Source organism: Geodermatophilus sabuli (assembly GCF_010686765.1).
GTDB classification, from domain to species: Bacteria; Actinomycetota; Actinomycetes; order Mycobacteriales; family Geodermatophilaceae; genus Geodermatophilus; species Geodermatophilus sabuli_A.
In genome coordinates, this window is sequence record NZ_JAAGWF010000009.1 from 304,274 (window position 1) to 317,806 (window position 13,533).

A 13,533-nucleotide genomic window follows, 5' to 3' on the forward strand; every position below is an offset into this window, starting at 1 on the left:
GGCACCTCTCGCCTCGCCCGCTCTGCACCACGGTCAGCGGTAACCGGTGTAGGGACCGCCTCCGGAGATGTAGGTCCCGAGGAGGTTCCCGGACGTCACCGGGACGAGCAGTTCCGAGGGGTGCTCCTCGTTGTGGAACACCGTCACCCGCGACGGCAGGCGGCGCCGGATGTGGCCGGCCGCGATGGCCTCCAGCGAGTTGGCGCTCGCGTCGTCCGCCCCGGCGATCTTGATCTTCAGCCGCGAGCCCGGGCGGAAGAGATTGGCCGTCGGCACGATCGGGATGTCGTAGCGCTCCACCGCCCCGGGGGTGATGGGCAGCCGCTCGGTGTGCGGGTGGTGGGGCAGCCATGGTGTCCCCGCCGACGGGTCGACGGCGCGGTGGGTCCCGCGCAGCCAGCCGCGGGTCAGGACCCGCTCCTCCCCGTCGGGGTCGACCTCACGGACGCTGACGAACCAGAACACCTCCTCGTCGGTGGTGGACGCGTGCAGCCGGAGCACCATCGGGCCGATGACCTCGGTCTCCTCGACGAGCGGGGACGTCGAGAACTCGAGGAACTCCCGTCCCCACGGCGAGTCGCTGTAGGACGAAGACCCCTCGTTGGGGAAGTGCTCGCGCTCCCAGAGCCGGCCCTTCTCGTGCAGGTAGAACGACGTCCACCTGGTCTCGGGCAGCGGCCATTCGGTCGACTGCTTCCACCGGCCCGTGCCCATCACGAAGACGTTGACCGGCGGCTCCTCGTCGAGCCCGACGTCCATGCCCTTGAGCCAGGTGTCGTACCAGCGCAGCGACTCGTACTGCAGCTGGGACAGCGGTCGGTCGAGGTACGGCGTGGGCCCGACGATCATCCGCCGCGGCACGTGGGACAGCGCCGCCCAGGTCCGGAAGGTCCCCGGCAGGTGCAGGCCGTAGTTCGCCCAGTCGGCGCCCAGGTACACCGGGACCTGGATCTTCTCGTAGTCGAACGAGCGCCGCCGCCAGAAGTCGGTGTCCCGGTCGTTGAGCATGACGTCGAGGACGAACCGGTGCGTGGGTCGGTGCGGGTCGGCCAGCACCGCCGCGAGCTCGGGGTCCTGGGCGATGTCGGGATCGGCCCGCAGCCGGTCCAGCCGCTCCTCGAGCTCCTCCTCCGACAGGCCGCTGACCACCTCGCTCTCGTACCGGGTGTTCCGCAGCGAGGACCGGCCCCAGTACAGCGGCCAGTCCTTGCTGAAGATGCCCCCCTGGTAGAAGACGTCGCGGTACTGGTCGGAACTGGCCCACGGGGCGAACAGGCACTTCAGGTGCGGCGGCTGGGTGGCGGCGACGAAGTACTGGATCCGCGCGAAGTAGGAGACGCCGAACATCCCCACCCCGCCGTCGCACCAGTCCTGCTCGGCGATCCACTCGATGACGTCGTGACCGTCCCTGGCCTCCTGCTCGGAGAGGTACTGGTAGACGCCCTCGGACTCGCCGGTCCCCCGGATGTTGACGAGGACGTAGGCGTACCCCCGGCGGGCGTAGAAGTTCGGGTCGCCGGCCTCGATCCAGCCGTTGCCGCTCTCCTGTCCCGGACCGAAGTGACCCACCGCCGAGATGGCCGACGGGGTGATGGGGGCGGTCTGGGCGGCCGAGGCGTAGGGGTGGTACCCCAGGACGGCCGGGAAGGCACCCGGCGCGGACGGCCGCCAGACCTGCGCGGCGAGCCGCACGCCGTCCGGCATGGCGATCTGGATCCGCTCGTAGGTCACGTCGTGCTGGCGGGGCGAGGTCTGCCATCTGGTGCTGAACATGGGGGCACTCCCGGATGTGCTCGGTGGTCGTACGGCGATCAGCGGCGTCGGGCCCCGCGCCGCAGCAGCAGCTGCCCGGCGGCCGCGGGCCGGCGGTCAGCTGTCGAGGGGCTGCCAGACGAAGCGCGTGTGCCCCGCGTCCCCGCCGGGGAAGGCGGTCAGCACCGGGAAGGCGTAGAAGCGGCCGCGCTGACCGCCCACCTCGCCGAGGTTGGTGAGGTTCTCGGTGATCAGCACGTCGTTGCCCAGCAGCGTGCGGTGGACGGGGTACTGGAAGTTCGCGTTGTCCTCGCGCCGGTCGATGGGCTGGTCGGGGCTGAACATGTCGACGCCGACCATCGTCAGACGACGCTCGACCGCCCAGTCGGCGACGTCCTGGTGCAACCACGGGTGGTCCTCGTACGCCTCCGCGTCGGCGAAGTGCTCGTCCCACCCGGTGTGCAGCAGCAGTGCCTCGCCCGGTTCCGCGGCGGGCCCCCCGTCGAGCACGTCCTGCAGCGTGATGACCTCCCCCGGTCCGCGCGACACCGAGGAGACGACGGCGGTGCCCCAGAAGCGCTCGAGGGGCAGGTCGGCCATGCGCCGGCCGCCGTCGATCGCGTGGACCGGGGCGTCGATGTGGGTCCCGACGTGCGAACCGACGTGCAGCACGTGGGCGCGCAGCCTGGACCCGAGGACCTCGATCTCCACGTCGGGCTGCAGCGGATACCGCGTCATGCCCGCGCTGATCGCGTGCGAGAGATCGATCAACTTGCCGTCCAAGCCAGCACCTCCGACCCAGCGGGGCCCGTTCGCGGCCCCCTCGGACGGAGACTCGCGCGCCGCCCGGCCGGAGGACATCCGCGCGTCTCACTTCCCGGGACGCTGTTGCACCGAGCAACCGGAGACGGCCGGTCAGCGGCGGGGGGTCCGTCAGGCGGCGCCGACCACGGGCGCGAAGTACCCGGAGAGCGGGACACGCCCCCCACCCATCCGCTCCCGGAGCTCCGCGACGAGCTCCAGGCCGGTGCGGACGTCCTCGGCGGAGGGGCGCGGCGTCGAGCGCAGGGAGCGTTCCGACTCGTAGAGCGCCCGTGCCTCCTCCGCGCCGCAGGCCCGTGCCTCCATGAGCAGCTCGGTGGCCCGGTCCGCGTGCGCCGGGTCGTGCGCCCAGGCGACCGCGCGGTCGACCGCCCGGCAGTAGGCGGCCAGCTCGGCGCGACGGTCCACCGCGGCCGCCGCGGACGTCGCCACGACCAGGTTGGGGTAGCCCGGGAACGAGTCGGCCGCCCGGGCGATGACCGACAGGCCCTCCGCCAGCGCGCGAGAGGCCAGGTGTGGGTTGAGCAGTCCCACGTCGGCGGTTCCGCTGCACAGCTGCTGGAACCGTGGGGCGGGTCCCCCGACGGGCAGCAGCTGGTACTCGGCACGGGAGATCCCCTGGTCCTCGAGCAGGCTGTAGAGGACGTAGGCGTAGCCGGAGTCGGCGGCGTCCACGGCCACGCGACCCCCGCGGACGTCGGCCCACGACCCCAGTCCCGCCCGGGCGACGACCATCTGGTCGATCCCCAGGTCGGCCACGTGGACGATCCGAGCTCCTCCCCGCCCCGCAGCAGCGAGGCCGATGACGTTGTCCGCAGCGGTCTGGGCCACGTCGACGTCCCCGCTGGTCAGCTGCTGCATCTGCGCCCGGGAGCTCGTGGTGCTCTCGAAGGACACCTCCAGTCCCTCGTCCGCGAAGAACCCCTCGGCCGCGGCGGCCACCAACGGCGTCTGCAGGGCGAACACGCTCGTCCGGAGGTGCACGGTCGGCTACCGCCCCTCAGAGCGAGACGACGAGCGCGTTGCGCTCGGTCGACCGGCGCCGGAAGGTCGCGACCATGCCGGACTCGATGCGGGCGGCCGTCTGCCGGGCCGCCTCGGTGATGCGAGCCCGGTCGCGGTGCATCGACCGGCTGTCGCCGACGATCGAGATGGCCGCGTGCACGTCACCGTCCGGGTCCTGCAGGGGCACGGCCAGCGCCGTGACGCCCGGCACGTACTGACCGACCAGGAAGGCGGCCGCCTCGCGGCGGACGACGTCGAGCTCGGCGCGGAGGCGGGCCTCCGTGGTGAGCGTGCGCTCGGTGTAGGTCTGCAGGCCCTCGGCCAGCACCTCGGCGAGGAGCGTGTCGGCCCCGTAGGCCAGGAAGACCAGGCCGATGGCGGTGGCGTGCAGGGGCCCGCGGTGTCCCACGCGGGTCCGGATGCCCTGGGCCTGGGCGTGGGCGCCGTGCGCGGCCTCGAGGTAGAGCACCTGGTGGTCCCGGAGGACGGCGAGGTGGGCGCGGTAACCGGTGCGGTCGGCGAGGGCCTCGACCTCGCTCCCGCAGCGGTCCCCCAGCCTGCGTCGCTCGGGAGCGAGGACGCCCAGCTCGAACAGGGAGACGCTGAGCGTGTAGTGCCCGTTCGGGACCTGCTCCAGCGCCCCGGCATCGCGCAGGCTGAGCAGGAGCCGGTGTGCGGTGGCGCGCGGGATCCCGAGGCTGGACTCGCACAGCGAGGCGGTGAGGACGGTGTGTTCCCTGAACAGCTGGAGGATGCGGAACGCCTTCGCGATCGTGCTCGAGGACGCTGTCGCCATCATGCTCCCGGGGTCCTGGCCCGGAGTCGTCCTCCAGGGCACCGGCGGCATGTTACGCACGCCACAGTGGCTGGGACGTGCGTTCGGCCACGTGGTGGTCCTTGAGGATGAACAACCCGTGGTTCTTGTCGCTGATGTAGACGTAACCGCGGGCGTCGACCAGCACGTCCTCGGTCTGCGTGGCCAGCTGTCGCGGGAGCAGCCCGCGCCGGACCGTGGGTGCCGCCGGGATGAAGTGGTCCCGGACGCGCGGCAACCGGGGATTGGAGATGTCGAACGTCCACAGTCCGGCGTTCTCGTAGGTGACGTGGACGTGGTCCTCGACCGCGGCCAGCCACGGCAGCCCGTGCGGCAGGTGGATGTTGTGCGGTCCGAACCGGCCACCGAGCTCGTCGAAGTCCGCGATCCGGAGTTCCGCGGGTGGGACGGGGACCGGGAAGTGCCCCAGGGGCCGGGGTCGTGTCTCGTCCGACAGGTCCACCGTCACGACCAGGTTCATCGGGTCCTGGCCGCCCTCCATGATGACCTCCGTGCTGACGACGGCCAGACCGCGCTCCGGGATGGGCAGGACCGAGTGGACGCCGATGATGCTGCCGAAGTCACCGATGTCCAGCCTGCCCACCAGGCGGGGTTCGGACTCGACGGAGAGGTCCAGGATGACGAAGCCCGCCCGCCCGTAGGGCACGTAGGCACGGTCCCCCAGCACGTACGGCGGGCCGTGCAGGTAGTGCTCGTCGTCCGGGGTCTCACCGCCGGCGATCCACTGGCCCGGGAAGTGCCACCGCCCCACCTCCCGGGGATCGGCCGGGTCACTGACGTCGAGCGAGACGAAGATGTTGCCCCGGTACCCCGCCATGTTCGCCGCGAGGTAGGCCCGGTCACCGCCGACGTAGTAGTTGCGGTGGGTGCCCGCGCCACCGGTCCGGAACTGCCCGAGCCGGCGAGGCGCCTCCGGCTGCGCGAGGTCCCAGAACAGCACCCCCTCGTCGTGCGGCACGCCCCGCTGCCGGCCCCAGAGGGCGACGGCCCGCTCCTCGTCCGGACCCCCGATCTCCTCCAGGGCGGTCACCAGCAGGCCGTCGGCGACCTGGACCTGGAGGGTCCACGTGTTGGGGGGTCCCTCGACGAAGGCGCGGAACTCCGGTGCCGCGGGGTCGGTCACGTCCAGCACGCTCCAGCCGTTGTGCCAGATGTGGCCGGTGTACAGCAGCCAGCGGCCGTCGACCGGATGGAGGGCCAGCTTGAACGCCGGCCGCTCCTCGAGGTCGTGGTACGAGACGAACTCCAGGCCCGGGCTGTTGGTGTAGGCCGGGACGCTCGCCGCCGTCGAGGTCATCGTCGACTCCTCTGGTCCGTCCGTGCGAGGAGCGGGGCTCCGCTCCCACCGGGTGTGCAGTCAGTCCGCGGCGCAGGTGGGGAAGGCCAGCGGCCAGCCGTGCAGCGGTTCGGCCCGGTCACGACCGACCCGGACGGCGCACCCTGCCTGCAGCCCCGCGGTCCGGTCCCGGGTGACCGGGTTCGGCTGCACGATCACCACCTGGTTCTCCGCGAAGGTCCACGGCTCGGGGTGGTGCGGTGTCCGCCGCGTCCCGAGCTCGGGGTTCTTGCCGCCCTCGCCGTGCACGACGCTGTCGAACACGTCGAAGCCGGCCTCCTCGATGACCGCCGCCGCGTCGAGGACGTCCTCGCTGGTCGCCCCGTCCCGCAACGCCGCGCACACCGAGCCGAACCCCGCGGACGCGGCCGCGAACAGGTCCCGGTACAGCGGGGTCGGATCGCTGCCGATGGCGAAGGGGCGGTGGATCTGGGCGCCGTAGCCCCACCAGCTGATGGTGATCTCGGTGATGACGACGTCCCCGCGTTCGAGCCGGCGGCCGGTCGCGAACTGCCAGGGCGAGATCCGATCCGGGTCGGCCATGGCGGTGCTGGCGATGAAGGCGATCCCGAGGTGACCGCCCCGCGGCAGGAACGACGCGTGGAGCAGGGCCTCGACGTCGTGCTCGGTCAGGCCGGGGCGGAGCTCCGCGACCAGGACGTCACACGCCTCGTCGAGCAGGCGACCGCTGGCGCGGAACCAGTCCAGCTCCTCCTCGCTCCGGATCCAGCGCAGCTGGTCGTACGGACCGGCCAGGTCGGTGAACTCCGCGTCCGGCAGCGCCGACCGCAGCTGGTCGAACTGGGCCGCCGGGATGGACGTCGACAGGCCCACGACGCCGATCCGTCCTCCGGCGCACCCCCGCTCGCCGAGCAGCTCGGTGACGGCCCGGGACGCCGACGGCCAGTAGCAGCGCACGTCGGGGACGACGGACAGCCGCTGTGCCGTCGGCACGTGGTTGAGGAAGTGCAGGAGCAGCACCGGCTCGCCGGGCAGCACGAGCAGCCAGGTGGGCTGCCGCGGCAGGTACCCGCTCAGCCAGTGGACCGGGCCCGGAGCCCCGGAGTGCACGAGCAGGGCGTCGACCCCGGCGCGCTCCATCAACCCCCGGACGGCGGTCCACCGCCGCGCGTACTCGCCTTCGCTGAACCGGGGGAACTCCCGGCCGACGCCCCCACCGGGTCCGGACGCCACGGCCGCGGGCCGGCTCACCGCTCGGACGCCTCGTCGACGAGCTCGGCGCTCCAGGGCCGGGTCTGCACCGTGCCGGCGAGATCGACGAAGGAGTGCTCGGAGTCCATGGGCACACCGTCCACGCGCGCCCGCAGCCAGTCCGCGACGTAGGTGCCGGCGTGCGGTCCGAGGCTGCTCGAGGTGCCGGTGTGCAGCCCGTGCGACTCCCCCTCGTAGACCAGCATCTGCTTGGGCGTCTGCATCGCGTCCAGCAGCCGGTAGGTGTGCTCCACCGGGCTCAGCTCGTCGTCCTCCCCCGCGATGGCCAGGTAGGGCGCGGTGACGCGCTCCGCCAGGGGCAGCACGTCGAGCTTCGCCGCCCACCGGTCGAACTCCTCCTCGTCGGAGAACCCCGCCATGTACATGAAGCGCACCTTGAACGTGGGGGACGCGGTCTCGAACAGCGTCCGCAACCCGGGTTCGTGGCAGACGAACGCGACGGCACACGCCGCCAGGTCGGGGACGGCCGCGGCCACCTGGGTGGCCCAGAAGGAGCCGAAGCTGGCCCCGAAGACGGCGATGCGGTCGCCGTCGACGTCCGGGTGTCCCCGCAGCCAGGCGACCGCCGCCCGGCCGACGTCGGCGAAGGCGTCCTCCGTGACGCGGATGCCGCGGCGGACCAGCGCGGTGCCCTGCCCCGGCCCGTCGATGGCCAGCACCGCGAACCCGCGCTGGAGGAGCTTGTCGCCGTAGAGGGCGCAGCGCATCTCCTTGAAGGAGTCCATCCCGCTGATGCCCAGGACGGCGGGCACGGGTGTCCCGGCCGGCACCCCCGGCGGCATGTGCAGGTACGCGGGCAGGGTCGTGTCCCGGAAGGGGATGGACACCTCGTGGATCACGCGGTCGGCGTGCCGGACGTAGGCCTGGTAGCAGGCGGTCTTGGCGTCGTCGAGGCGCACGTTGCGAGCGTTGTTCTCGAAGATCGGCCACTGCGCACCGCCGTAGAGCAACGCGGCGATGAACCAGCTGTCCCGCGCGGAGACGAACGCGCGGCCGGCCTCGAACGCGCGCGCCATGCGCTCCCGACGGGCGGCGGCCTTCTCGAACGCCCGTGAGATGTCACTGAACCGTCGCGCCCGGGCCCGGACACCGGCGAAGTCCCCCGCCGCCTCCGTGCCGCACGGCCCCAGGGTGTAGGAGATCCGGGCCTGGTCCCACTCGATCCCCACGGCCTTGATGACGTTGTCGACGACCCATCTCTGCTCGTCCCACCGCCTGGCGCGGGGGACCCCGCTCGCGACTGACTCACTCACCGCTGTCTCCTCCTGTCGGAACCTCTGGACGGCGTGCCGCGCACCCGACGGGCAGGCCGGCGCTCCGCCCACGAGGGAGCGCCGCACTCCCGCTGCACGGCACTCCTGCTGCGTCACCGCGGTCGAGGTGGCCGCCCACCCGAGCGGGCGGCGCTCCCCTGCCGCCGGTTCAGGACTGGAAGTACCGCCCGATGGACGTCACGTACTCGACGAACTGCGGGGACTCCCGGACGGCGATCCCGCGAGGGTGCGGGATGTCGATCGAGACGATGTCCAGGATCGTGCCCGGACGCCCGCTCATCACCACGACCCGGTCGCTCAGGAAGACCGCCTCGCTGATCGAGTGGGTGACGAGGACGGCCGTCTTGCGGGTCTCCAGCCACATCTTCCCGAGGTCGAGGACCAGCTGGTCCCGCGTCATGGCGTCCAGGGCGCCGAACGGCTCGTCCAGCAGGAGCACGCTCGGGTCGTGGACCAGCGTCCGGCACAGGGCCACGCGCTGCTTCATGCCGCCGCTGAGCTGACCCGGGTAGGCGTCGGCGAAGGACTCCATGCCGACCGTCTCCAGGAGGTCGCGCGCCCGCTGCTCGTAGTCCTCGATGCGCAGCTTGCGGGACTCGATCTGCAGGAGCACGTTCCGGAGCACCGACCGCCACTCGAGCAGCAGCGAGTCCTGGAAGGCCACCCCCATCTGGGTCTGCACGCCGGTCACCGACCGGTCGTCGACGAGGATGTCGCCGTCGCTGCGGGGCACCAGCCCCGCGCACATCTTGAGCAGCGTGGACTTGCCGCAGCCCGAGGGGCCGACGATGGACACGAACTCCCCGTCGGCGATGTCGAAGGACACGTCCTGCAGCGCCTGCACCGGCCCGGACTGGATGCGATAGGTCTTGCCGACCGATCGGAACGCCAGACTCGCCATCTCCAAGCCTCCCAGTCGAGCTCTACGCGGACGCCGTGAAGGCGGAGTGTTCCCTGCGCCACGGCATGGCCAGGCTCTCGGCGAGCTCCACGAGCTTGAAGGCGACCAGCCCGAGCACGACGATCGCGATGATCCCCCCGAAGCTCTGCGCCACGTTGAAGGCACTGCTCGAGGACTGGATGTAGTAGCCGAGCCCGGACTGGCCGGTGACGAACTCGCCGACCACCGCGCCGATGAGCGCGAGCGTCATCCCCACCTTGAGCCCGGAGAAGATGGCTCCCAGCGCGTACGGGATCATGATCTTGCGGAAGAGCCGGGCGCCACGCAGGCCCATGGAGTTCCCCAGCATGACCAGGTCCCGGGGCACCTCGCGCAGTCCACCGGCGCCGGAGACGGCGACGGGGAAGAACGCGATGATCACGACGATGGTGATGATCGTCGGCTGCCCGAAGCCCAGCCAGACGACGAGCAACGGAGCGATGGCGACCTTGGGGATGGCCTGCGAGATGACGAGGGCCGGGTAGAACAGCCGAGCGACGAGCTGGCTCGCGGTCATGAGGATGGCGCAGCCCAGGCCGAGCACCGCAGCGATGAGGAACCCGACCACGACCTCCTGCGCCGTCACGAGGGTGTGACCCCAGAGGACCGCGGCGTTGGCCCACATCTCCTCGAGGACCTGCTCCGGCGGGGGCAGGAGGAAGTCCCGGATGCCGAAGACGACGGTGACGAGCTTCCACAGCAGGAGCAGCACCACCACGATCGCCAGGATCTTCGCTGCTCGCCGCAGGAAGGCGGAGGCGCCGTGGCCGGCCCGGGCGCGGAAGGTCGGCCGCGCCGGGACCCCCACCGACTCCTGCGCCGCGTCACTCATCGGCGTCGGTTGCTGGACGGCGGTCATGCACGGCCTTCCTACTCGTTCTCGACGAACTCGTTGGTGTAGTACTGCTCGGGGTCGGAGGGATCGTCCAGGGCACCCGCGTCGGCCATCACCTGGACGGAGCTCTCCCAGAGCTCGGGCGGCATGACCCCGTAGGGCGCCTCGACGTTCTGGTTGACGAACTCGAGGATCGCGACGGGGTCGCTGAACGCCCCGATCTCGGCGGGGTAGCTGGCGCGGACGTCCTCGACCGCGTCCTCCGGGTTCTCCACGGTGAACTCCAGTCCCCGGACGAAGCAGTCCACGACCGCGTCGACCAGGTCCGGGTCCTCCTCCACGAGGTCCTGCCGGGTGACCAGACCGGCGCCCAGCACGTCGAGCCCGAGGTCGGAGTAGGCGAGGAACCCGGCGTCGGGCATCTCGTCACGCACGCCGAGCAGCGTGCTGGCGCCACCACCGGCCGCGTCGACCTGCCCGGACAGCAGGGCGGAGGTCACCGCGGGACCGGCCACCGTCTGCACCTGGACCGAGTCGGCAGGGACGTCGTTCACGGACAGGAACGGCCCGAACAGGGTGGTCGGGGTGGCGAACTGGGACAGCGCGACGCTCTTGCCCTCGAGGTCGGCCGGCTCCTCGATCCCGCTGTCGGGCGAGGTCACCAACCCGAACTCGGTGAGCGTGTCGCGGGCGGCGACGGCGACCAGCGGCAGGCCCTCCTGGACGGCGACCGCCGTGTCCGGCAGGCCGCCGAGGACGAAGTCCGCCTGCCCGTTGGCGACCAGCTGCTCGCCCTCGACACCGGGCCCGCCCGGCATGATGGTGACCTCGACGCCCTCCTCCTCGCAGTACCCCTGCTCCACCGCGGAGAAGATCGACGCGAAGTTGGGGCTGGCGGTGAAACCGAGGACGACGGTCGCCTCACCCACGTCGGCGGCGGCGCCCGACGCGCCTCCGCCTCCGCCTCCGCCTCCGCCGCCACCGGAACCACCGCTGTCGGCCGCTTCGCCGCCACAGCCGGTGAGCGCGGTGGCCGCGGCGAGGGCCAGCGCCACCGTGGACCGGCGCGATCGGCGGCGCGTCGACACCCCTCGACCCATGCGGCCGCCTGCTCCGGAACCGTGATCCGACATCTGGTCTCCTCTGACGGTGGGTGTCGCGCGCCTCGACCGGACACCGCTGCCGGCCGGCCGCACCGGGGACCCGGGACGTGTCCCTCGTCCGGAGATGGCGGCCACGTACCGAGCGGTGTTCATGTCGCCCGCAGTGTTGATCACAGGGGGCCGGACCCACGACTGCGACGTCTCACAATCCGAGATGCCTGCGGACGGCGTCGGCTAGCTCGCGGCCGTGGCCCTCGCCCGGCGGCCGGGCAGCCAGGTGAAGACCACGACGGTGGCCAGGAGCGTGGCGGCGGCCGTGCCCAGCGCGGTGACGTGCATGGCCGCGACGAACGCGTCCTCGGCGGCGTCGGCCAGCCCGGAGACGGCGGCCGCGGCCTCGGCGTCCCCCTGGACCGCCTGGGTCGCCTCGAGGGTGGCGACGATGGACGTGCTGGCCTCCGCCCGCGCCGGGGCGGGCAACGCGTCGACGGCGTCCCCCAGCTGCGCGGAGTAGGAGGCGGCGAGCAGCGAGCCGAGGATGGCGACCCCGAGGGCGCCGCCGACCTGCCGGACGGAGTTGTTCACCGCCGCGCCCGCGCCGGCCTTGTGCCGTGGCACGACGGACATGATCGACTCGGTCGTCGGGGCCATCACCGCCCCCATGCCCAGGCCCTGGACGGCCAGCACGACCAGCAGCAGCCCCAGCGACGAGGTGCGGTCGAGCAGCTGGACGGCGCAGACCGCACCGGTGATGAGCAGGAACCCCGAGCCGACGACGGCCTTGGCGCCGTACCGCTCGGCCAGCCGGGCGCTGACCTGGGCCATGAACGCCAGGCCCACGGCCATCGGGATGAGCGCCGCCCCGCTGGCCAGCGGCCCGTAGCCGCGGACGCCCTGCAGGTAGTAGACGAGGTAGAACGTCGCGCCCATGAGGGCGAAGAAGTTCAGCGCGAGAGCGGCCGCGGCGGCGGAGAACGCCGGCGTGCGGAAGAGCGAGACGTCGAGTGCGGGGTGGTTGGAGCGGGCCTGGAGCCAGACGAACAGGGTGAGGAGCGCCAGCCCGCCGACGATGGGCACCAGGACGCCCGCCGAGCTCCAGCCGGCGCCGGAGCCGCCGTGGATGATCCCGTAGACCAGCGCGGTCAGGGCCAGGATGGACAGCAGCACACCGGGGACGTCGAGCCGCCCGGGAGCCGGGTCGCGGGACTCCGGGACGACGACCAGCGTGGCGACGATGCCGACCAGCGCGACCGGCACGGCGAGCAGCAGGATCGACCCCCACCAGAAGTGCTCGAGGACGGCGCCGCTGGCCAGCGGACCGGCGGCGACGGCCAGTCCGCCGGCGCCGGCCCAGACGCCGATGGCGCGGCCGCGCTCACGGGCCGGGAAGACGTTGGTGATCACCGCCAGGGTGGCCGGCTGCACCGCCGCGCCCCCGATCCCCGTCACCGCCCGCCAGAGGATCAGCTCTCCGGGGCTGCTGCTGAAGGCGCCGAGGAGCGAGGCGACGGTGACGATCGACAGACCGATCAGCAGGACCCTGCGGCGGCCGATCCGGTCGCCCACCACACCCCAGGAGAAGAGCAGGCCGGCGAAGACCAGGATGTAGGCGTCGATCGCCCACTGCAGCTCGCCCTGGCTGGCGCCCAGGTCGCGCTGCAGGGTCGGGATGGCGACGTTGAGCGTGGTGTTCCCCATGATCACCACGAGGATGCAGACCACCATGGTGGCCAGCACCCACCAGCGGCGGGCGGAGGCGGGCTGGTCCGGCTCGGGGGCAGCGGCCTGCTCCGGGGCAGCGGCCTGCTCCGGGGCGGCGGCCCGCGGGTGGTCGGTGCCGGTCACGCCCCGCCGTCCGGGCGGCTCGCGGGTGGCGGCCTCCGGGACGGATCGGCGAAGGCGGCGAACGCCTCGAGGTTGCGCAGCGACTCACCGCGCTTGACCCGCCAGTCCCACTCGCGGCGGATCGAGGTGCCGAAGCCGATCTCCAGCATCGTGTTGAAGGGGTCGTCGGCGTAGCTGAGCACCGAGCCGAGGAGGCGGTCGAGCTCCTCGGGGCTGACCGCGGCGTGCGGCAGCCGCCCGGTGAGGTAGACGTCGCCGACGGTGTCGATCGAGTAGGCGACGCCGTACATCCGGGCGTTGTGCTGCAGCAGGAACGTCCACAGCTGCTCGCGGTTCTCGTCGGGCTGGCGGCAGACGAAGGCCTCGACGCGCAGCGCGTGCTCGCCGACGATCAGCCCGCAGACGGTCTTGAGCTTGTGCGTGCCGGGGAGGTCGACCAGCCAGCGGCCGGGGCCGAGGTGCTCGTGCGCGAGGTCGCTGTCGCGGAGGGTCTGCTCGATCACCGCGTCGAGCTCGGCGATGGTCCGCCGTCCGCTCACCGGACCGCCCGGGA

Annotated in this window: 12 protein-coding genes; all 12 read right to left on the bottom strand. The window is 72.3% G+C overall.

From position 1 onward, the window contains the following. Nucleotides 1-33 precede the first annotated feature (33 nt). On the bottom strand, nucleotides 34-1,773 hold the full coding sequence (locus GCU56_RS10225; RefSeq protein ID WP_163481604.1) for a CocE/NonD family hydrolase: 1,740 nt from the start codon (nucleotides 1,771-1,773) through the stop codon (nucleotides 34-36). Nucleotides 1,774-1,869: 96 nt separating this feature from the next. Then, complete coding sequence (locus tag GCU56_RS10230; protein ID WP_163481605.1) at nucleotides 1,870-2,535, bottom strand: cyclase family protein; 666 nt, start codon at nucleotides 2,533-2,535, stop codon at nucleotides 1,870-1,872. 150 nt (nucleotides 2,536-2,685) lie between these two features. Continuing rightward, nucleotides 2,686-3,558, bottom strand: a complete 873-nt coding sequence (locus tag GCU56_RS10235; RefSeq protein WP_163481606.1) for an ABC transporter substrate-binding protein — start codon at nucleotides 3,556-3,558, stop codon at nucleotides 2,686-2,688. Between the two features lie 16 nt (nucleotides 3,559-3,574). After that, nucleotides 3,575-4,378 (bottom strand): IclR family transcriptional regulator, encoded by an 804-nt coding sequence (locus GCU56_RS10240; protein ID WP_163481607.1) that lies wholly within the window; start codon nucleotides 4,376-4,378, stop codon nucleotides 3,575-3,577. A gap of 49 nt (nucleotides 4,379-4,427) precedes the next feature. Further along, on the bottom strand, nucleotides 4,428-5,711 hold the full coding sequence (locus GCU56_RS10245; RefSeq protein WP_163481608.1) for an LVIVD repeat-containing protein: 1,284 nt from the start codon (nucleotides 5,709-5,711) through the stop codon (nucleotides 4,428-4,430). A 60-nt stretch (nucleotides 5,712-5,771) separates the two neighbouring features. After that, a complete protein-coding gene (locus tag GCU56_RS10250) occupies nucleotides 5,772-6,962 on the bottom strand; it encodes a M24 family metallopeptidase (protein WP_163481609.1) in 1,191 nt (396 codons plus the stop codon). Further along, entirely contained in the window at nucleotides 6,959-8,236 is a 1,278-nt protein-coding gene (locus tag GCU56_RS10255; RefSeq protein WP_163481610.1) for an alpha/beta fold hydrolase, read from the bottom strand. Before GCU56_RS10255 ends, GCU56_RS10250 begins: the two co-directional genes overlap by 4 nt. Before the next feature lie 169 nt (nucleotides 8,237-8,405). Continuing rightward, nucleotides 8,406-9,158, bottom strand: a complete 753-nt coding sequence (locus GCU56_RS10260) for an ABC transporter ATP-binding protein (protein ID WP_163481611.1) — start codon at nucleotides 9,156-9,158, stop codon at nucleotides 8,406-8,408. A 22-nt stretch (nucleotides 9,159-9,180) separates the two neighbouring features. Beyond that, nucleotides 9,181-10,056: an ABC transporter permease gene (locus tag GCU56_RS10265; RefSeq protein WP_163481612.1), complete on the bottom strand. Its 876-nt coding sequence runs from the start codon at nucleotides 10,054-10,056 to the stop codon at nucleotides 9,181-9,183. Between the two features lie 11 nt (nucleotides 10,057-10,067). Further along, a complete protein-coding gene (locus GCU56_RS10270) occupies nucleotides 10,068-11,132 on the bottom strand; it encodes an ABC transporter substrate-binding protein (RefSeq protein ID WP_163481613.1) in 1,065 nt (354 codons plus the stop codon). Nucleotides 11,133-11,369: 237 nt separating this feature from the next. Further along, nucleotides 11,370-12,980, bottom strand: a complete 1,611-nt coding sequence (locus GCU56_RS10275) for a DHA2 family efflux MFS transporter permease subunit (RefSeq protein ID WP_345771756.1) — start codon at nucleotides 12,978-12,980, stop codon at nucleotides 11,370-11,372. Further along, complete coding sequence (locus tag GCU56_RS10280) at nucleotides 12,977-13,519, bottom strand: YbjN domain-containing protein (RefSeq protein WP_345771757.1); 543 nt, start codon at nucleotides 13,517-13,519, stop codon at nucleotides 12,977-12,979. The genes GCU56_RS10275 and GCU56_RS10280 overlap by 4 nt, the downstream gene beginning before the upstream one ends. Between the last annotated feature and the right edge of the window lie 14 nt (nucleotides 13,520-13,533).

Excerpts from the sequence above, each read along its gene's own strand:
- GCU56_RS10260 (WP_163481611.1), bottom strand. The coding sequence starts at position 9,158 with ATGGCGAGTCTGGCGTTCCGATCGGTCGGCAAGACCTATCGCATCCAG.
- GCU56_RS10265 (WP_163481612.1), bottom strand. The coding sequence starts at position 10,056 with ATGACCGCCGTCCAGCAACCGACGCCGATGAGTGACGCGGCGCAGGAG.
- GCU56_RS10270 (WP_163481613.1), bottom strand. The coding sequence starts at position 11,132 with ATGGGTCGAGGGGTGTCGACGCGCCGCCGATCGCGCCGGTCCACGGTG.
- GCU56_RS10225 (WP_163481604.1), bottom strand. The coding sequence starts at position 1,773 with ATGTTCAGCACCAGATGGCAGACCTCGCCCCGCCAGCACGACGTGACC.
- GCU56_RS10245 (WP_163481608.1), bottom strand. The coding sequence starts at position 5,711 with ATGACCTCGACGGCGGCGAGCGTCCCGGCCTACACCAACAGCCCGGGC.
- GCU56_RS10240 (WP_163481607.1), bottom strand. The coding sequence starts at position 4,378 with ATGATGGCGACAGCGTCCTCGAGCACGATCGCGAAGGCGTTCCGCATC.